The organism is Enterococcus sp. DIV1375a (assembly GCF_051712205.1).
Taxonomy (GTDB): Bacteria; Bacillota; Bacilli; order Lactobacillales; family Enterococcaceae; genus Enterococcus; species Enterococcus faecalis.
Window position 1 is genome coordinate 2,677,501 of the sequence record NZ_JBIOOM010000001.1, and the last position, 19,045, is coordinate 2,696,545.

Sequence of the window (19,045 nt, forward strand, 5' to 3'; positions counted from 1 at the left end):
GAAACCCTCCAACACTTAGCACTCATCGTTTACGGCGTGGACTACCAGGGTATCTAATCCTGTTTGCTCCCCACGCTTTCGAGCCTCAGCGTCAGTTACAGACCAGAGAGCCGCCTTCGCCACTGGTGTTCCTCCATATATCTACGCATTTCACCGCTACACATGGAATTCCACTCTCCTCTTCTGCACTCAAGTCTCCCAGTTTCCAATGACCCTCCCCGGTTGAGCCGGGGGCTTTCACATCAGACTTAAGAAACCGCCTGCGCTCGCTTTACGCCCAATAAATCCGGACAACGCTTGCCACCTACGTATTACCGCGGCTGCTGGCACGTAGTTAGCCGTGGCTTTCTGGTTAGATACCGTCAGGGGACGTTCAGTTACTAACGTCCTTGTTCTTCTCTAACAACAGAGTTTTACGATCCGAAAACCTTCTTCACTCACGCGGCGTTGCTCGGTCAGACTTTCGTCCATTGCCGAAGATTCCCTACTGCTGCCTCCCGTAGGAGTCTGGGCCGTGTCTCAGTCCCAGTGTGGCCGATCACCCTCTCAGGTCGGCTATGCATCGTGGCCTTGGTGAGCCGTTACCTCACCAACTAGCTAATGCACCGCGGGTCCATCCATCAGCGACACCCGAAAGCGCCTTTCACTCTTATGCCATGCGGCATAAACTGTTATGCGGTATTAGCACCTGTTTCCAAGTGTTATCCCCCTCTGATGGGTAGGTTACCCACGTGTTACTCACCCGTCCGCCACTCCTCTTTCCAATTGAGTGCAAGCACTCGGGAGGAAAGAAGCGTTCGACTTGCATGTATTAGGCACGCCGCCAGCGTTCGTCCTGAGCCAGGATCAAACTCTCATAATAAAAGTTAGAACAATCTTGCGATTGTTAAGCTCAATTTGTTTGCTAGCATATTGCTTGCTTGTTAAAAATGTTTGTTGTCTTGAATTGAATCAAGACGCCCTACACATTTGGTTCGTCTATTCTTTGTTCAGTTTTCAAAGGCCTACGTTACCTCGCAGCAACTTTTATATCATAACAAACTTTCGTTTGAATGTCAAGAACTTTTTTTAAAAAGTTTTTTAAGTTGTTTTGCTCGGTTGTTGTTGTCTGTTGTGACAACTTCTATATCTTATCATCTCGCTTGTTATTTGTCAACAACTTTTTTGTTGTTTTTTCAAACTTTTTTCGAGAGATTTGAAATCAAGAATTGTTATTTAATTATTGATTTCTGAATCGCTCAGCTGTGTGACTCGCCTTGCGACATGTAATAATATACCAAGATTTCAAGCATTGGTCAATCATTATTTTCACTTTTTTTAAACTTTTTTTCAATACCGATTATTATGATTGGTATAGGTATTTTCGTTCGTTTTTTACCCCCTTTCATCCTTTTTTGGCTATAGTTTATTAACTTTTAGCAAAATCTTCTAAATTTATCGTAATATATCAAGGATTTTGTCCTTTTTAGCAATTATTTGTTAAAATATGGAAAAGAGATTTTTTATATATGGAGGAAATGAACGCTTATGAAAATTTTAGTTGCAGATGATGATAAAGAAATTGTAGAACTATTGAGTATTTATATTCATAATGAAGGATACGAAGTCGTGAAAGCTTATGATGGAAAAGAAGCGCTATCCAAATTGCACACAACACCAGATATCGATTTATTAATCTTGGACATTATGATGCCAATCATGGATGGAATGGAAGTAGTGAAAGAACTTCGAAAAGAATCGCAAATTCCAATTATTATGTTAACAGCAAAAACAACCGATATGGATAAAATCAAAGGCTTAGTTGCTGGTGCAGACGATTATGTCACCAAGCCTTTTAATCCTTTAGAAGTAATGGCTCGGGTAAAGTCTATTTTACGTAGAAGCCAAATGCAATTAACCAAAGAAGAACCCGATGAATTAGAAGTCGGCCCATTAATGATTAATAAGGACTCTCACGAAGTCAAAACAATAGAAGGAAAAGAAATTCAATTAACCGCTCTTGAGTTTGGTATCCTCTATCTATTAGCTAGTCATCCAAATCGTGTGTTTAGTGCGGATGAAATTTTTGAGCGTGTGTGGCAACAAGAAAGTATTGTTTCTGCTAAAACCGTGATGGTTCACGTCAGTCATTTAAGAGATAAGATTGAAGAAGCAACTGGTGGAGAAAAAGTCATTCAAACAGTGTGGGGAGTTGGATATAAGATCGATGCTCGTTAAACCTAAAAAGATTGAAAAACAAAAACGAATTACCTTAACTTCTAAAGAAATCAGCGAGTTATTAGCAGAAGCAATTGTGACAATTGTTTTATTACTACTATTAAATGTCTCAATTATGTTCCTTTTAGGACAACTACTTAGTGAAAACTCGCCCTTAGCTGGTGTCATCTGGGCCACTAAGGATGCGGTCGCTAAAGAATTAAATACTGATTTGTTTTGGAGCTGGAATAAATTTGTCTTACCCATTTTCTTTTTAGTAGATGCAGCTGTTCTCTATTGGCGCTTAATTCGTCGCTACCATCAAATGCAATTGCGTCATATTATCAGTGAGTTACATTACATCGCTGATGGTAATTACAATCACCGCATTCCGTTTGAATTAAGTGGTGATTTAGCAAAAGTCGTGACGAGTATTAACGGTCTGGTGGATAGTACTGTCGCAGCCATTGAAGATGAACGGCGAATTGAAAAATCAAAAGATGAATTAATTACGAATGTCAGTCATGATATTCGGACACCGTTAACTTCTATTATTGGTTATCTGGGATTGATTGAAGATCGTCAATTTCATAGCCAAGAAGATTTACTGAAATATACGCATACCGCTTACGTCAAAGCGAAACAAATGAAATTATTAGTTGATGATCTTTTTGAATATACAAAAGTCCGTCAACCAAGTGTACCGATTCATACGACGACTTTTGATATGGCACAATTAATTGAACAGCTTGCTGCCGATTTTGAATTGGAAGCGAAAAAGATTAATATGCAAATCCAAGTAAAAGCCAATCCAGCTTCTTTAATGATGGAAGGCGATACGGAAAAACTAGTCCGAGTCTTTAACAACCTTCTTTCAAACGCTTTGAAATATGGCAAAGGTGGCCATCATATTGTAATGGAAGTAGACAAAGTCGGCACCGAAGCAATTATTGCTGTTCGCAATGATGGACCAGCTATCCCTAAACATTCTTTAGATCAGTTGTTTGACCGCTTCTATCGTGTCGAAGAATCCCGATCACAAGAAACGGGGGGTACTGGTTTAGGTCTGGCTATTGCACAAAGTATTGTCGCTTTACATGGTGGATATATTTATGCGAAGTCTGATCAAAAGTGGACTTCCTTTATTATTCATCTACCCTTACAGCGTACCAACAAGAAATCAGAGAGTTAATTGACATCCCTGAACTTTTTCGGTATTCTATAGAAAAGAGAAAACTAAGAGAAAAAGTATTTATGGCACTGAATTCCAGAGAGTTTGCGGGGGTGCGAGCAAACATTCATCTATAAAGAAGTCCGTCTCTTCCAGGTGTCCAGCGAAATAAGTTGGAACGGTCTGCAGCCGTTATCTGCAAATCAAGGGCAGTAACATTACTGAACTTGGGTGGTACCGCGAGATTTCCAGTCATTTCGTCCCAAGAATATTTATTTTTGGGGTGAGATGGCTTTTTTGTTGTTTTCTACAACAGTTATTATTGATTATGTACTAATTTTAAGGAGGAAAAAATATGTTAGATGTAAAAATGATGCGTCAAAATTTTGACGAAGTAAAAGCAAAGCTACAAACCCGTGGCGTGAAAGAAGAAATCTTAGTGGAATTTCTGCGTTTAGATGAAAGTCGCCGTGATTTATTAGTCAAAGTCGAAGAAATGAAAAAATACCGGAATGATGTGTCTGCTGAAATTGCTCAATTAAAACGAAACAAAGAAGATGCAACGGCCAAAATCGCGGAAATGAAAGAAGTCGGCGGCAATATTAAAGCATTAGATGCAGAAATTAACGCTATTGACGAAGAGCTACGTGGGATCACAACTACTTTACCGAATTTGCCAGATGATTCTGTGCCTGTTGGTGCTGGTGAAGAAGAAAATGTAGAAGTACGTCGTTGGAGTGAACCAAGAACTTTTGCTTTTGAACCAAAACCACACTGGGAAGTCGCTGAAAACTTAGGCATTCTAGATTTTGAACGTGGTGCCAAAGTAGCTGGTAGCCGTTTTGTTTATTACAAAGGCTTAGGTGCTCGCTTAGAACGTGCGTTATACAACTTCATGTTAGATTTACATGTTTATGAACATGGCTATACAGAAATGATTACGCCTTATATCGTTAATGACACCGCCATGTTCGGAACTGGCCAATTTCCTAAATTTAAAGAAGATGTCTTCCAATTACAAGATACAGATTTAACGTTAATCCCAACGGCAGAAGTCCCGTTAACTAATTACTACAACAATGAAATTTTAGATGGAAAGGATTTACCGATTTACTTTACGGCCTTGAGCCCTTCTTTCCGTTCTGAAGCTGGTAGCGCTGGTCGTGACACACGAGGATTAATTCGTTTACACCAATTTAATAAAGTCGAAATGGTTAAATTTAGTGATGCAGAGCATTCTTATGAGGAATTAGAAAAAATGACGAATAATGCCGAAGAAATTCTGCAAAAACTGGGATTACCTTACCGTGTCATGGCTCTTTCAACAGGTGACATGGGCTTCTCAGCTGCGAAAACTTATGACTTGGAAGTTTGGATTCCCGCTCAAGAGACATACCGTGAAATCAGTTCATGCTCAAACTGTGAAGATTTCCAAGCGCGCCGTGCGATGATTCGTTACCGTGATGAAAATGATAAAGTCCAATATGCGCATACACTCAATGGTTCTGGTTTAGCCGTAGGACGGACAGTCGCTGCTATTTTAGAAAACTACCAAAACGAAGATGGCTCTGTGACTGTACCAGAAGTCCTAGTTCCTTACATGGGTAACCTAACAGTTATTAAATAAAGGGAAGATGAAGGTCGTTGTCTGATATCAGATAACGGCTTTTATTCTATAGGAAAAGGAGCCTGTAACAAAAATCACTTTGGATTTTTGTTACAGGCTTAAAAATTGATAAACGGCGGAAACAGAAGCAAATCCTTCATTCTACAGAAAAAGAGGCAGACGTCGAAATGACGTCTGCCTCTTTTAAATTTCAAAAAAATCAGCTTTTATTTTATTGAACAGAATAGTTTGGTGCTTCTTTTGTGATTTGAACGTCATGTGGATGTGATTCTTTCAATCCGTTACCACTCATTTGAACAAATTGTGCTTCTTCACGCAACGCTTTCAGGTCTGCTGCACCGACGTAACCCATCCCTGATTTCAAGCCACCGATTAATTGGAAGACAATATCAGAAACGCTTCCTTTGTAAGCAACACGTCCTTCGATTCCTTCTGGCACTAATTTGTTTGCTTCATTGACACTTCCTTGGAAGTAACGATCACTTGATCCTTTTTCCATTGCACCTAATGAGCCCATGCCACGGTAAGTTTTGAAACGACGGCCTTGATAAATTTCAAATTCGCCTGGAGATTCATCTGTACCTGCTAACATACTTCCTAGCATTACAGCATGTCCACCAGCAGCTAAGGCTTTCACGATATCACCAGAATATTTAATACCGCCATCAGCGATAATTGCTTTACCATATTCTCTAGCTACAGAAGCAGCATCATAAATCGCTGTTAATTGAGGAACACCAACACCAGCAACGACACGTGTTGTACAAATTGAACCAGGTCCAATACCAACTTTGACAACGTCAACGCCGACATCATACAATGCTTTGGTTGCTTCAGCAGTGGCAACATTACCAGCAATTAATGTTGCTTCAGGGAACGTTTCACGAATTTCTTTAATTTTGCGAATAACGCCGGCACTATGGCCATGTGCAGTATCGATAACAATCGCATCGGCACCTGCTTCTAATAATGCTTCCGCACGTTCGAACGTATCACTAGTAACACCGACTGCTGCCGCCACAAGTAAACGACCGTGTTCGTCTTTGGCAGCATTTGGGAATTCAATCACTTTTTCAATGTCTTTAATTGTAATTAAGCCACTTAAGCGACCTGCTTCATCAACGATTGGTAATTTTTCGATTTTATGTTTTTGTAAGATTTTTTCTGCATCTTTTAAAGATGTGCCAACTGGCGCAGTGACTAAATGATCTTTTGTCATGACTTCTTCGATTTTGATTTGGTAGTCGGTTACAAAACGCATATCACGGTTTGTAATAATTCCGACTAATTTACGGTTTTCCATTGTTTCTACAATTGGCACACCGCTAATACGGTAACGACTCATTAATTCTTCTGCATCCGCTACTAAGTTTGTTGGTGTTAGAAAGAATGGATCAATGATAACGCCGCTTTCAGAACGTTTGACTTTACGTACTTCGTCTGCTTGTTGGGCGACAGTCATATTTTTATGTACGACACCTAGTCCACCTTGACGAGCCATCGCAATTGCCATATTACTATCTGTAACAGTATCCATACTGGCACTCATCAATGGAATATTTAACTTGATATTTTTAGCTAATTGTACACTCATGTCTACATCATTTGGTAAGACATGGCTTTCTGCAGGGATTAATAGCACATCATCAAATGTAAGACCTTTTTTCGCAAATTTTGTTTCCCAATTTGACATTTTTTTGTCCACTCCTCGACTTAATTTTATATATGAAAATAACAGATAATACTAAGGAAGTCAACTAGATTTGTTTAAATAATCAATGAGGAATAAAGGACAAAACGCCGAAATCGGTTTGTCCTTTATTCAACTCTTCCTAATTAAGGTCCTACTTTCATCGTTGTTCTTTTATCTTGTGTTTCTTTTTTTGTTGTAAAAATCGGCTAAATCCAAAACCGCCGACAGAAAGCAAGGTCATCATTGTCCCTATTTTTTGCACTTTTGTTCTTTGGTAACGGATGTCGACATGTCCTGTACCAGATAAAGAAAGAGCGGCTAAACCTCCTTGATTGGTTAGGCTCATTTTTTTAGCGCCCGTTTGGTTTTTCATTTGAATCGTGGCTTGATAGCCTAAGTAATAAATAAAAGGAACGGTCACCTTCGCTGATTGCTTCACCACTTGGTAGTTAAATGAAATTTTCCCATAAGGCATTCTAACATTTGTAATGGTTACTTGTTCTGCCGAATAATCAAGTGGTCGTTTTTTCTGTTTCAATAATTCCTGATAATTGATTTCATCTGGCAAATATTCATGGCCCGCACCGATATAAAAAGGCGTTGGTTGCTCATACTCAGCTTTTGTTAACAGGCGACCTTGTTGTGACTGAATACTTTGATATTGATAAATGCCTAAATTGCTGATGGCAAGGAAAACCAACAAAGCCACAGTCCAAGATTTACGGAAAACGCCCCATTCGTCTTGTGCAATGAAAAAAGCGAGCATTACGGAAAGAATCCCTAAAAACCGCCAAGGAAACTGAATCGTATTTAAAGGCGTGTGGTTCAGCCAGTGCCAAGGAAAAAGCGTGGTAACCATCAATAAGAGTACCAGCGTCAAACCAATAAACCGTTTGTCCTGAATTTTTTTGCTGGCAAGCGAAACCACTGCTACAACAAGTCCCACAAACAAAAGGGTTCCTAGATTCGCTGTTTTCGCGTGAAAAACACTGCTCTTTAAACTATTAATGAAAAGAGAATCAATGGGATAACTTCTTTCGGAAATATAAGTGAGTGGATTGGATGTAACTTTAAACACTTGATTTTTCATTTGTTCAGCAACTGGTAAAAGATAAAAGGCCAGCCAAAGCAGCGTCAAACCTGCAGCCTTCGCTAATGCCAACAGGACCTCCTTTTTAAAAAACTGCTGCCAATAAAACAGAATGTATAACCCAATCCAAATAGAAACCATTTCAATAGAAATAAAGTGAGCCAACCCAATCCCAGTCATCGCCAGCGTTAATAATGGCCAATATTTCGTGGTTCCCTTTCGTAATAAAAACAGGCTCGCTAAGACCAACGGAAAAAAACTTAGCGCCAAAAATTCTCCTAACGCTTGGCGATTAAACAAGTCTTGCATGCGGTAAATAGATAAGCCATACAAAATGGCAAAGAGATAGCTTCTTTTTTTAGAGAGCGCCATTAATCGGCCTGCATAATAAGTAAGACTAAATGTTGCCAAGTTTACTGCAAACACAAAAATCGCCATACTAGCGACAAAGGAAAGCCCCAGAACACGCAAAAGCGCAGGTAAATAAAGATACGCATCTGGATAAAACAAACTAGAGGCATAGCCATAGCCTCCCAAGAAAAAATAATTGATTTTAGGAAACCAGTCGTTGTTTTTAATTGCTAATGCGAGACCTTCCACCCGATTTTGATGAAAGCGGAAATCACTTGCTCGTAAAAAATTATCTTGAAAATAGACAAAATAGAGAGAAAGTCCACTTAATAAGAGAAAACTAATAAAAATGAGTAGCCGCTCGTGTTGACGGCACCAAGACTTCACTTGTTGTCCCATAAGAGGGGCTCCTTTCTTTACAAACTTCTGAAAACAGAAGCCTGGGACACTAGTTTTTTCGACTAATCCCCCAGGCTTTAACTGTTAAAACGCTCTATTGAGAGAGCGACTTTGCTTGTTGCAGTTTCTGCGTCAGCCGAGCGCATTCACAATTGAGCGCGCGCCGTTTATTGACGTGTCATGAAACTGCCTTGAATATTGTATTTTTTCTTGAAGAAATAGCGTGCTACAAAGGCTAACGCACCGATTACTAAAGCAATCATCGGATCTAAAATGGGATTGATCACTGGTGGCAGCATCGCTGAACCAGCGAAAACTGCAATCCACAAGAACATTCCGCCAAATAGAATGGCAGTCGTTTTTAACCAACCAGGACGTTTGCTTTTGTCGCCACCTTGACGATCAAAACGGTAAACATATTTGTGCATTAGATAGAAAACATAACCCCCAGCCATCGCACCTAAGATATATGTGGTTAATCCGAGAGGCTGTGCAGTTCCTTTTGAAAATAGAGACATCGCCGCTAACATGATTGTTAATAAACCAAGTAATAGTAAGGTATTGTCGAGCCAAATCATCCAGCCCGCTGGTTCTTTGACTTCTGCTGGTTTATTTAAAATTGCTTCCGTCCGTTCTGAAACAGTGCCAAATAACTGACGGGCTGTTTTGCCTGTTTTTTGACCGGCTACTAATTCTGGCAAAATACCGTGTAGAGCCAATGCTAGCTCTTCTTCAGATAAATTAGCCGCTTTTAATGATTTTTTTAAGTCAAAAATGTATTGTTCATTTCTTTTAGTCAAATTCTGTTCTAATTGACGATTCTCAGCCACGATTGCTCGTAATGCTTCTGCTTCCATAGTTGTATCCTCCTCACCCTCATGTAGAGGGAACCTCTTTCTAAACGGCTGAATGGCCTTAAATATGTGGGCTTATCCCAAAACAAATTGCTTGTTGGGCACATTTTTTTAAACGTTAAAACGGAACAACATAACATCGCCATCTTGAACGACGTAGTCTTTTCCTTCTAAACGAACACGGCCCGCTTCTTTGGCAGCTTGCATATTGCCATATTTATCTAGGTCTTCATAAGAAACTGTTTCCGCACGAATGAAGCCTCGTTCAAAGTCACTGTGGATAATCCCAGCTGCTTGAGGTGCCTTGATTCCCTTACGGAACGTCCATGCACGAACTTCTTGTTCACCAGCTGTAAAGTAGGTAGCTAAGCCTAACAAATCGTACGCCGCACGAATCAATTGATCTAAGCCAGATTGTTCAATGCCCATTGCTTCTAAAAATTCAGCCTTGTCTTCTTCAGAATCCAATTCAGCAATTTCTTCTTCTGCTCGCGCACTAACTACGATTACTTCCGCATTTTCACTGGTTGCAAAATTACGAACTTGTTGTACATACTCGTTGTTGTCTGGATCCGCCACTTCATCTTCTGAAACATTTGCTACATAAAGGACCGGCTTTGTGGTTAATAAGAAAAGAGATTTAACAATTTTCTCTTCTTCTGGCGTAAATTCAATCGTACGAGCAGATAAACCTTCTTCTAAAACTGGTTTAATTTTGTCTAAAACAGCTAATTCTTCCACCGCTTCTTTATCTTTTGCTTTCGCCATTTTTGCCACGCGAGTATAGCGTTTATTGATTGAATCTAAATCTGCTAAAATTAGCTCTAAATTAATTGTATCAATGTCTGCTAAAGGATCAACGAAATCCGCATCCCGATTTTGTTCACGCATGATATTTTCGTCATCAAAACAACGAACCACGTGACAGATTGCATCTACTTGACGAATGTGACTTAAAAACTGATTTCCCAGCCCTTCTCCTTTGCTGGCACCTTTAACAATTCCGGCGATGTCTGTAAATTCAAACGTTGTGGGAACTGTTTTTTTCGGTTTTACTAGTTCTGTCAAGCGTTGTAAACGGGCATCTGGTACTTCAACCATGCCGACGTTCGGATCAATCGTTGCAAAGGGATAATTTGCAGCTTCTGCTCCTGCTTTTGTAATTGCGTTAAATAGGGTCGATTTACCAACGTTTGGTAAGCCGACAATTCCAGCTGTTAGTGCCATTTGTTTTCCACTCTTTCTCTCAGTCTATTCTCTTTTCTATTAGAGGCATCAAAGCATTAGTCTGCTTTTTTCTCGATTACTTTTTTTAATTTTTTAGTAAAATCACGACGCGGCATCATGACAATATGCCCGCAATTCGTGCACTTGATTTTGATATCAGCGCCCATGCGAATGATTTGCCAACGATTTGCTTGGCAAGCATGCGGCTTTTTCATTTCGACAATATCGCCTAAATCATACATGTTCCAAGCCTTCTTTCTTCTCTTACTTATATAAAAATACCATGATTACAATACCATTTTTTAACGAAACTAGCAAAAGGATTTGTGACTTTCTGTCTTACTTTCTCACTTTGCTTTTTATTCCTCGTCAAAATGAATATCTAAAATATCTAAAATTCTAGCCAAATCCGAAGAGGACAAGTACTCAATTTCAATTTTTCCTTTGCCTTCTTTTTCTTGAATCGCTACGGTTGTCCCAAATTTATCCATTAAGCGGTCTTCACTTTCTCGAATATAAATGGGTTTTTCTTTGATGGCTTTTTTCGCTTTTTTGCCCTTTTTGCCTTGTGTTTCGTTTAATTCAGCGACAAGTTGTTCTAATTGTCGAACCGTTAAATTGTCTTTAATACAACGATTAGCTAATGGCAATAGCTGTTCTTTGTTCTTCAAGCCTAATAACGTCCGTGCTTGACCCATTGACATGCTTTGTTTTTGAACCATTGCTTTGACCGCATCTGGTAAAGTTAGCAACCGTAAATAATTGGCAATATACGGGCGACTTTTTCCCAAACGTTCTGCGACTTCCGCTTGTGTTAATTTCAAATTTTTCATTAGCATTTCATAGGCTTCTGCTTCTTCTAGCGGATTTAAATCTTCCCTTTGTAAGTTTTCCAAAACAGCAACTTGCATCATGGATTCTTCATCAAATTCGCGAATAATTGCGGGAATTTTTTCTTTGCCGGCTAATTTAGAAGCCCGGAACCGACGCTCACCTGCAATAATTTCATAGCCTTTAACTGCCGATTTACGAACAATAATCGGTTGAAACACACCGGAATGTAGAATCGAGTTTGCAAGTTCTTGTAAAGAGGTTTCATCAAATGTTTTCCGCGGTTGGTAAGGATTGGGACGAAGTTCGTTTAATAGAATTTCTGTCACTTGTTCGTTCTTAACGTCGACATCTTCTAGCTTTGCGATATCTTGAAACAAGGCATCGATGCCTCTGCCTAAACCTTTGCCTTTATTCATTCTCCAACACTTCCTTTGCTAGTGCTTGATACACTTCGGCACCTTTTGAGCGAATATCATAGTCAATGATTGGTAAACCATGACTTGGTGCTTCGGATAAACGGACATTTCTTGGAATAATCGTGTCATAGACTTTTTCACGGAAATATTTACGGACTTCTTCAACGACTTCGGCACCTAAATTGGTCCGAGCATCGTACATGGTTAACAAGACCCCTTCAATTTTCAATTTAGGGTTAAAATGTTTTTGAACCAAGCGAATCGTATTTAGCAATTGACTCAAGCCTTCTAATGCGTAATATTCACATTGAACAGGAATTAGAATCGAATCACTTGCTGTAAAAGCATTGATTGTTAAATGCCCTAGAGAAGGCGGGCAATCAATTAAAACGAAATCATACATGTCTCTTACTTCATCAATTGCTAATTTCAAGCGCGATTCTCGAGCCATCATTGAAGTTAATTCAATTTCGGCGCCTGCTAATTGAATAGTTGCAGGGACAATATCTAAATTTTCACGGCTGGTATGTTGAACCACGCTAGTGATTGGTTCTTCATTTACAAGGACATCATACACATCGTGTGCGACATCTGGTTTAGGGACACCCATGCCACTGGTAGCATTTCCTTGTGCATCAATGTCGATCAGTAAGACTTTTTTGCCTAAGTTTGCTAAACATGCGCCTAAATTTACAGTGGTCGTTGTTTTACCAACGCCGCCTTTTTGGTTCGCTACAGAAATAATTCGTGTCATGTGTGTGCCTCCATCTTATTTAATCGGTTGTTTATTTGGTAATCCAGGTTTTCTGGGATATTTTTTAGGGGTTTCTTTTTTCTTTTGAATCACGACAATGTGGCGTTCGTCTGCCGTAATCGGCAAAGTAAAACCAACTTCTTTTTGAAATTGACCGCCTAATGTAGCGATTGCAGGTTTTGCTTCATTAATTTCTTCTTCACTTTTCGATGCTTTTAAGGCTAAAAAATAGCCTTCTTTTTTAACTAAGGGTAAACACAGTTCACTTAAAACATTCAACCGTGCAACTGCTCGCGCTGTAACGTAATCAAACGCGCCACGAAATTCTGCTTTTTGACCAAATGTTTCTGCACGATCATGATACAAAGAAACATTAGCCAAACCTAGTTGATTCACCAACTCTGTTAGGAAAGTAATTCGTTTATTTAAAGAGTCAACAATTGTGACATTTAATGAAGGAAAAACAATTTTCAAAGGAATACTTGGAAATCCTGCGCCTGCGCCAACATCACAAATGGCTTTGTCACTGGCAAAATCTTCAAAGAATGCCAACGAAACAGAATCATAGAAATGTTTCAAATAAACTTCTTTTTCTTCTGTAATGGCTGTTAAATTCATTTTTTCATTCCATTCTACTAATAAATGGAAATATTGGTCAAATTGTGTCATCTGTTGGTCTGTCAATTCAATGCCTTTTGCGGCTAATAGTTGTCTAAATTCTTCGGGTAGCATAAGGACTCCTTCCTTTTTTGTGAAACAGAAAAATGTTTCACAATCATCTTTTCCTACTTTAACGCAAATAGCAATTTCTTGCAATGCTTTTCGGAAGATTTTTGCCTGAATGATAAAAGAAAAAACCGCCTTTTTATGTGGTAAAAAGTCTCTAGCCATGGGCCAAAATGTTCAATTGGCGGCAACGAAAACCGCCTTTCTCTAAGAGTAAAACAAGCCAATGTTTCATGTGAAACATTGGCTTGTTTTACTTACTATAATCATCGCACTTTATTTGTCGTTCTCTGCGGTAGTCGTATTCTTGGATACGGGGACTTAACCAACCTTTTTTGGCTGTTTTTCGTAATTGATGATCAAATCTCCCTGGTGGTGAACTATCTAGTAATTCATGGGTACGATTATTCCGATTTGCATAATTAAACGATTCACCATTCAAGACTTTTTCCTGGTATTCACTGTTTTTGGCCGCTTGATAATAGGCTGGATTACTAATTAATCTGCCTCGCCAGTCCTCAACTAACACATCCCACTGGGTTACAAAGGTCCCTTCTTCATTCAAAATAAACTCACTGTGAAAATTAGGCGTCAATCGTTTCTTATTAATTAAAGAATAAGATGCCCCCTCAGGGTATTTGTTATGCAAACGAGCAGAGCTTTTTTTCAGTTTCCGCCCGCCCATTCCTTGCGGCTTGGCCGCAAAAACATAACGTTTTAATGCCTGTTCATCGGTGTCCCCTTCTTGTTTAAAAAAATCGCGGATATACGTGATATTTTGACGATCAATATACATTCTCAATTGATGTATCTTTTTCGCTTTCTCTTGATTAAAGCTCCCAAGAAGACCTAACGGATAGGCTTTTTGAACTGTTTTTGCCAGTAAGTGCCAAAACGTCGCATGCGGTGCAATCGTCTTCGAGAAACGATAAGGTCCTACTAATTGCAACATGCCATGCTGATCCAACACTGCACCTAATTGCCATAAAAGTAACGAGAGCTTTTCTTGCGGACGATAAGCCGAAAAGCGAAATAATCGCTCATACGCTGAAGAGCCCACTTCTTCCACTTCAGAAAACAGTTCCGCGACTGTTGTTTTCGCTTGCTTAAGTGGCAAGAAACGCGTGTCTTTTATGGCGCTTTCCACTAATCCATAAACAGCTTGGCGGTCCCAGCCAGCATCAATCGCCGCCTCTACACCAGCACTCATTGCTTGTTGTAATTCTTGCCAACGTCCCATCTTCTCGCCGCCTTTTTCTATATACTTCTTCTATAATGATAATCCTTTCCCTGCAAAATGCCAACTGCTTTAACGCAAAAAAAAAACAACCCGCCCTTTGGGGAAGGGCGGGCGGAGGAGTTAAAAAATGAAAAAGTGTTTTGTTAGGGTTTTGTTTATCGGGTATGTTTAAATAATAGCCGTTAAATGTGAAGAAACTATGGTAAAAATGCGCCTTCTTTTCAACAAAATTTTGAAAAAGTCTCTTCAGAAATTAAGATTTTTTTGCGAAGTTGTATACTTTCTACCTCCATTCGATATATTATATATTTAATATACATAAAATCACAAAATAAATATACATAACAATGAATATTTATTCAACAATTGATAATCTAACAAAAAAAGCGAGTGATTTACACTCGCTTTTTCAACTAAATTAAATGATTTTCTCTTAAAATATCACCAATATACGTATCCTCAAATTTCTTCACAAAGTGTTCAACCATTTTGCGTTCCACGAACGGCATATCCATTTCTGTTAATTTTTTCTTGTCAGATAAATAATAAACAGAGTTTGCTAAGACGCGCAAGTCGTATGCAGAAGCAAACACTTCTGGTACTCCGCGTTCAACCTCTAGCAATTGATAAACAGCTTCCATCGCTGTCCGTACAGAATACTCTGTTGTAAACACCGTATCTCGTTCAGTATCTGCGAAGTTCCCAATGAAAGCAAGATTTTTAGAGCCGTTTGGTACAACTAATGGTCGATCGCCTGGTTCTCTTAACATAAAGTAAGAAGTGATAAACGGCATATACACCGGAATAGTGGTAGCCGATTCTTCTGAAATACGTTCAATTTCCCCTTCTGGGACCCCTAAATGATAAAGTAACTCTTGCGTAATTTCTTGGCCTGTACATTGTTCGATTGGTTTTTTAATATAATTTCCTGGTTTATTAGAAAGTAATCCATATACCCAAGTTATAGATTGTTGATCATTTTGTTCTTTGAAATGCGGTTGTCTATGCATAGCAAAACTCATCATCCAATTAGAGTCTTTGATAGTAATAATACCACCTGTGACAATTTTTCCTGTGCGTAATTTACGATGTGTTAACCGAGAAAGATACGGTTCAATATCGAAATTTTCCCACGTAATCGTTGCTGAGACAAACCAACTTTCATCTGGTAAATTTTCACAGAAAACTTCTGGGTGCCCAAATTCTGGGGATTGTTTTGCTAAGTTTTTCCAGAGATTCCAACTTCCCCCTAGTTCATGAGTAATTGGTGCTGGTGTATGATGATCTCCTTGCGTCGAACTTTCAGTAATTGAGCCATTCGTTACGAAGACTAAATCATTTTCAGTTAAAGGAATTTCTTTGGTTTTGCCCGCTTGTGTCAACAATAATCGCCGAGCAACTTTAGTAGCTCCTTTGATGTCGACTTGGATATCATTGATTGTTGTTTCATATTGAAAGTCTACCCCTTGATTGGTTAAAAAGCTTAGTAATGGTTTCACTAACGATTCGTATTGATTGTATTTGGTAAACTTCAAGGCTGTAAAGTCAGGCAAACCTTTGATGTGGTGGATAAAGCGCATGATGTAGCGGCGCATTTCAATGGCAGAGTGCCATTTTTCAAAAGCAAACATTGAACACCAATAGATCCAAAAGTTGGATTCAAAAAATTCTTCGCCGAAAACATCTTCAATTTTTTTGCCAATTAATTGATCTTCAGAAGTCATAAATAAATCAACGATTTCTTTTTGTGCTTTTTTGGATAAAGTAAATTGTCCATCATCTGGGACACGTTCGCCACGGTTATGAATAATGCGGCAATTTGAAGAATTCGGATCATCTAAATCTAACCGGTAAAACTCATCTAGGACAGAGGCATCTTCTACTTCTAATGATGGTACCGAACGAAATAGATCCCACAAACACTCGAAATGGTTTTCCATTTCGCGTCCGCCGCGAGTGACAAAGCCATCATGGGGAATAAATTTACCATCTAAAGAACCGCCAGACAGCGTGAGTTCTTCAAAAATGTGAATATTTTCGCCCTTCATTTGACCGTCACGAATTAAGAAAACAGCCGTTGCTAAACCTGCTAGGCCACCACCAACGATGTAGGCACTCTTGTCATCTACACCTTTTGGTTTTCTTGGTCGAGCAAATGCTTCATAATTTCCATTTGTGTATCTCATTCTCGTTTCCTCCTATCATTTGATACCCTCATTATACTGCTACCAAAAAAAATACCCAAAAGATAACCCTTTTTTTTAAGAAATTCTTTGACAAATAAAGGAAATTGTCTAATTTTTAAGCAAGTGAATAATCGTAGATGTTTCATGTGAAACAAAAAAAGAACGAGAAGAAAAATGACCGCTTTTTCTTCTCGTTCTTTTTATGCTAATTCGTTTACCGTTTCTACTCCAAAAACAGCAACCCAATCTTCCTGAAAATCAGTTACTGCTTTTTGAATGGCGGGCATTGCCAAGCCTTGTGTCACGAGTTCTGGTGCGATAGTGACCGCTTGCGCCCCCATTTGACAGGCTTGATTAACTTGTGCCACGTTTTTAAAACTAGCAGCTAAGATCTTACTCTTTGCGTTCGTCCGTTTAATTTCTGCAGCTAAATGCTCAATAACCTTTTGAGAATCAATTGTTAAATTCTCCATCCTATTATAATAAGGCGCTAAATAATCTGCACCTGCCGCAATCGCTAGATAACCTTGAAATTCTGTATAAATAGCGGTTGCTGTTATCCGATAATTTGCCTGCTTTAGTTGTTTGATGGCTGCCAAGCCTGCTTCATTGACTGGGATTTTAATGAATGTTTCTTGGCCTAATTGTTGTACAATGGTTTGGGCATCTTCTAGCATCTCTTCTGTCGTTTGACCGACCACTTGGACGTGCAAACTCGCTTGTCCAATCGTTTTTTTTATTTCTTTCATCTGCGCAAAGAAGTCAATTTTTCCTGCTTGCTTAACAATACTAGGATTAGACGTTACGCCTGCCAGTGGTAAAATTTTCTGATACTTTCGAATAGCCTCAAGATTAATTGTATCTAGCATAAATTCCATCTTTTACGTTCCTCCCTTAAACGATAATTATAGAATAGTGATTGTTGTACCAACAGTTATTTCAGGAATAGCTTTTTCTTCAACATATAATGTACCTGGTAATTCAGGTGTTGTTGCGCCATCAAATTTAATAGTAATGTGACCCAATGTGTCTAAATTAGTTAATACTACCTCGCCTACAGCGGTAATCTGGTAAGTTTGTTCATCAATCACTAACGTTTGCTTGTCCGTAATCGCTTCTGTGACTGGCTGAACCTCAATGTTATAACAATAATCTGCTAAAGCATCTGGTGCATCTTTTCCAAATAAGATGACCATTTTTTCTTCTTTAAATAATTCGGCTTCTGGTCCAATAGACTGAACCTTTGTTGTAAATACTGACATTTCCCATCCTCCAAAAAAATTTTTTAACTATACAATCCAAAACTTGCTAACCAAGCAACTAGTACTCGAGGGGCACCATTTAAGAAACGAGAATATAAAACAGAAGGGACCCCGACTTCAACGGTTTCGGCTTCAGCTTCTTCCAAGCCTAAGCCCACGGGAATAAAGTCGCACGCGTTTTGTGTATTAATAGCAAACAATGCTGGTAGAGCTAGTTGTGGCGGAATGTTGCCTTTTCCAATTTCCACACCAATTAACGTACCAATTACTTGGCTGATTACTGCTCCAGGACCTAATAAAGGAGAAAGAAACGGCAGAGAACAAATAAAACCAATAATTGTTAACCCCACAATGTTTCCTGCCAATGGCGCCATGATATTGGCAAAAAATTCACCAATTCCTGAACCTTGAATCACACCAATTAATAAAGAAACAAATGCCATAAACGGAATCACTGTGTTGATCATCGTTTGTACGCCTTCACGGGCTGATTGGTTGAATGTCGCTACAACTTTTCCTGCACCCATACCAATTTTCGCAACAAAACTTTGTTGTTCCGCTTTTTGTTCAGTAATTTTTTTACTTGTATCATATTTAAATTCTGTTTTTTTCGAGGTGGGCTTTTCTGTATCAGCAGCAGCTTCTTCTGATGTCAATGTAATCTGTTTCGGGCCTACAGCGGAAACATAAATTGTCTCATTAATGTATTGTGCTAAGGGACCACTTTTGCCAGTTGGAACAACGTTAATAGTAGGAATTCCTTTTTTAGGATAAATTCCGCAACGAAGAGTGCCTCCACAATCAATAATGGCTAATGCGATTTCATCATCCGGAATCGATGTCTTAAAACCATTGACCGCTTCCATTCCTGTCAATTCTACGATTTTATCAACGATTGCGGGTTTCTCGCCGCCACCTGTAATATAAATAAATTTATGTTTTTCTTCTGTCGGTGTAATCACTAAGGGCCCACCATAACCGCCATTTCCTTTAACTACCTTAATACTATTGTACGTCAT

At 39.0% G+C, this 19,045-nt stretch carries 16 protein-coding genes, 1 rRNA gene and 1 other annotated feature (1 of these 18 cut by a window edge); of the genes, 3 read left to right on the forward strand and 14 right to left on the reverse strand.

What is annotated here, in order from left to right:
• Positions 1-862 (reverse strand): 16S ribosomal RNA (locus IGJ63_RS12975); it reaches 699 nt to the left of the window's first position.
• A 665-nt stretch (positions 863-1,527) separates the two neighbouring features.
• Here IGJ63_RS12975 and IGJ63_RS12980 point away from each other — a divergent pair.
• From IGJ63_RS12980 to serS, 3 genes are all read left to right on the forward strand, one after another.
• Positions 1,528-2,217: a response regulator transcription factor gene (locus IGJ63_RS12980; protein ID WP_002355963.1), complete on the forward strand. Its 690-nt coding sequence runs from the start codon at positions 1,528-1,530 to the stop codon at positions 2,215-2,217.
• A complete protein-coding gene (locus IGJ63_RS12985) occupies positions 2,207-3,388 on the forward strand; it encodes a sensor histidine kinase (RefSeq protein ID WP_002363566.1) in 1,182 nt (393 codons plus the stop codon). Before IGJ63_RS12980 ends, IGJ63_RS12985 begins: the two co-directional genes overlap by 11 nt.
• A gap of 40 nt (positions 3,389-3,428) precedes the next feature.
• Positions 3,429-3,635, forward strand: a binding site (T-box leader).
• A gap of 87 nt (positions 3,636-3,722) precedes the next feature.
• A complete protein-coding gene (gene serS, locus IGJ63_RS12990) occupies positions 3,723-4,994 on the forward strand; it encodes a serine--tRNA ligase (protein ID WP_002355965.1) in 1,272 nt (423 codons plus the stop codon).
• Positions 4,995-5,205: 211 nt separating this feature from the next.
• On the opposite strand, the gene guaB is transcribed toward serS, so the two are convergent.
• The 13 genes from guaB to srlE all read right to left on the reverse strand — a co-directional run bounded on the left by guaB (position 5,206) and on the right by srlE (position 19,045).
• Positions 5,206-6,687: an IMP dehydrogenase gene (gene guaB, locus IGJ63_RS12995; RefSeq protein WP_002355966.1), complete on the reverse strand. Its 1,482-nt coding sequence runs from the start codon at positions 6,685-6,687 to the stop codon at positions 5,206-5,208.
• Positions 6,688-6,844: 157 nt separating this feature from the next.
• Positions 6,845-8,527 (reverse strand): 6-pyruvoyl-tetrahydropterin synthase-related protein, encoded by a 1,683-nt coding sequence (locus IGJ63_RS13000; RefSeq protein WP_438746604.1) that lies wholly within the window; start codon positions 8,525-8,527, stop codon positions 6,845-6,847.
• 167 nt (positions 8,528-8,694) lie between these two features.
• Positions 8,695-9,384 carry a DUF1129 domain-containing protein gene (locus tag IGJ63_RS13005; protein WP_002363563.1) on the reverse strand — a complete coding sequence of 230 codons (690 nt, stop codon included), beginning with the start codon at positions 9,382-9,384 and terminating at the stop codon, positions 8,695-8,697.
• A gap of 108 nt (positions 9,385-9,492) precedes the next feature.
• Positions 9,493-10,608, reverse strand: coding sequence for a redox-regulated ATPase YchF (gene ychF, locus IGJ63_RS13010; RefSeq protein WP_002355971.1), 1,116 nt, complete (start codon positions 10,606-10,608; stop codon positions 9,493-9,495).
• A gap of 56 nt (positions 10,609-10,664) precedes the next feature.
• Entirely contained in the window at positions 10,665-10,850 is a 186-nt protein-coding gene (locus IGJ63_RS13015) for a DUF951 domain-containing protein (RefSeq protein ID WP_002355974.1), read from the reverse strand.
• A gap of 117 nt (positions 10,851-10,967) precedes the next feature.
• Entirely contained in the window at positions 10,968-11,858 is an 891-nt protein-coding gene (locus IGJ63_RS13020; RefSeq protein ID WP_002355975.1) for a ParB/RepB/Spo0J family partition protein, read from the reverse strand.
• Entirely contained in the window at positions 11,851-12,612 is a 762-nt protein-coding gene (locus IGJ63_RS13025) for a ParA family protein (protein ID WP_438746606.1), read from the reverse strand. The genes IGJ63_RS13020 and IGJ63_RS13025 overlap by 8 nt, the downstream gene beginning before the upstream one ends.
• 15 nt (positions 12,613-12,627) lie before the next feature.
• Positions 12,628-13,344 (reverse strand): 16S rRNA (guanine(527)-N(7))-methyltransferase RsmG, encoded by a 717-nt coding sequence (rsmG, locus tag IGJ63_RS13030; RefSeq protein ID WP_002355977.1) that lies wholly within the window; start codon positions 13,342-13,344, stop codon positions 12,628-12,630.
• 247 nt (positions 13,345-13,591) lie between these two features.
• A complete protein-coding gene (locus IGJ63_RS13035; protein ID WP_101731821.1) occupies positions 13,592-14,578 on the reverse strand; it encodes a DUF3114 domain-containing protein in 987 nt (328 codons plus the stop codon).
• 413 nt (positions 14,579-14,991) lie between these two features.
• Entirely contained in the window at positions 14,992-16,764 is a 1,773-nt protein-coding gene (locus IGJ63_RS13040; protein WP_002361446.1) for an oleate hydratase, read from the reverse strand.
• A 200-nt stretch (positions 16,765-16,964) separates the two neighbouring features.
• Positions 16,965-17,642, reverse strand: a complete 678-nt coding sequence (locus IGJ63_RS13045) for a fructose-6-phosphate aldolase (RefSeq protein ID WP_002408131.1) — start codon at positions 17,640-17,642, stop codon at positions 16,965-16,967.
• 27 nt (positions 17,643-17,669) lie between these two features.
• The gene (locus IGJ63_RS13050) at positions 17,670-18,026 is read right to left on the reverse strand and encodes a PTS glucitol/sorbitol transporter subunit IIA (RefSeq protein WP_002355981.1); all 357 of its coding nucleotides are present in this window, start codon (positions 18,024-18,026) and stop codon (positions 17,670-17,672) included.
• Positions 18,027-18,049: 23 nt separating this feature from the next.
• Positions 18,050-19,045 carry a PTS glucitol/sorbitol transporter subunit IIB gene (gene srlE / locus IGJ63_RS13055; RefSeq protein WP_002355982.1) on the reverse strand — a complete coding sequence of 332 codons (996 nt, stop codon included), beginning with the start codon at positions 19,043-19,045 and terminating at the stop codon, positions 18,050-18,052.